This window comes from Streptomyces sp. NPDC016845 (genome assembly GCF_044332585.1).
Taxonomy (GTDB): Bacteria; Actinomycetota; Actinomycetes; order Streptomycetales; family Streptomycetaceae; genus Streptomyces.
Genome location: NZ_JBIRPI010000075.1, coordinates 1 through 1439, shown reverse-complemented (window position 1 = coordinate 1439; position 1439 = coordinate 1). Strand labels below are relative to the sequence as shown.

Genomic DNA, 1439 nt, shown 5'->3' with positions numbered 1-1439 from the left:
CAACACAGTGGACGCGAGCAACTGAGGACAAGCCCTCGGCCTATTAGTACCAGTCACCTCCACCCGTTACCGGGCTTCCAGATCTGGCCTATCAACCCAGTCGTCTACTGGGAGCCTTAACCCCTCAAAGGGGGTGGGAGTCCTCATCTCGAAGCAGGCTTCCCGCTTAGATGCTTTCAGCGGTTATCCTTTCCGAACGTAGCCAACCAGCCATGCCCTTGGCAGGACAACTGGCACACCAGAGGTTCGTCCGTCCCGGTCCTCTCGTACTAGGGACAGCCCTTCTCAAGACTCCTACGCGCACAGCGGATAGGGACCGAACTGTCTCACGACGTTCTAAACCCAGCTCGCGTACCGCTTTAATGGGCGAACAGCCCAACCCTTGGGACCGACTCCAGCCCCAGGATGCGACGAGCCGACATCGAGGTGCCAAACCATCCCGTCGATATGGACTCTTGGGGAAGATCAGCCTGTTATCCCCGGGGTACCTTTTATCCGTTGAGCGACGGCGCTTCCACAAGCCACCGCCGGATCACTAGTCCCGACTTTCGTCCCTGCTCGACCCGTCGGTCTCACAGTCAAGCTCCCTTGTGCACTTACACTCAACACCTGATTACCAACCAGGCTGAGGGAACCTTTGGGCGCCTCCGTTACTCTTTAGGAGGCAACCGCCCCAGTTAAACTACCCATCAGACACTGTCCCTGATCCGGATCACGGACCCAGGTTAGACATCCAGCACGACCAGAGTGGTATTTCAACGACGACTCCCCAACCACTGGCGTGGCTGGTTCAAAGTCTCCCACCTATCCTACACAAGCCGAACCGAACACCAATATCAAACTGTAGTAAAGGTCCCGGGGTCTTTCCGTCCTGCTGCGCGAAACGAGCATCTTTACTCGTAGTGCAATTTCACCGGGCCTATGGTTGAGACAGTCGAGAAGTCGTTACGCCATTCGTGCAGGTCGGAACTTACCCGACAAGGAATTTCGCTACCTTAGGATGGTTATAGTTACCACCGCCGTTTACTGGCGCTTAAGTTCTCAGCTTCGCACACCCGAAAGTGCACTAACCGGTCCCCTTAACGTTCCAGCACCGGGCAGGCGTCAGTCCGTATACATCGCCTTACGGCTTCGCACGGACCTGTGTTTTTAGTAAACAGTCGCTTCTCGCTGGTCTCTGCGGCCACCCCCAGCTCAGAGTGCAAGACTCATCACCGGTGATGGCCCCCCTTCTCCCGAAGTTACGGGGGCATTTTGCCGAGTTCCTTAACCATAGTTCACCCGAACGCCTCGGTATTCTCTACCTGACCACCTGAGTCGGTTTAGGGTACGGGCCGCCATGAAACTCGCTAGAGGCTTTTCTCGACAGCATAGGATCATCCACTTCACCACAATCGGCTCGGCATCAGGTCTCACCCTCATGTCATCCGGATTTACCT

1 rRNA gene is annotated in these 1439 nt (G+C 56.1%); it reads right to left on the bottom strand.

The features are described 5' to 3' along the window. Positions 1-23: 23 nt before the first annotated feature. Positions 24-1439, bottom strand: a 23S ribosomal RNA gene (locus ACH4RC_RS42480); the annotation flags it as partial.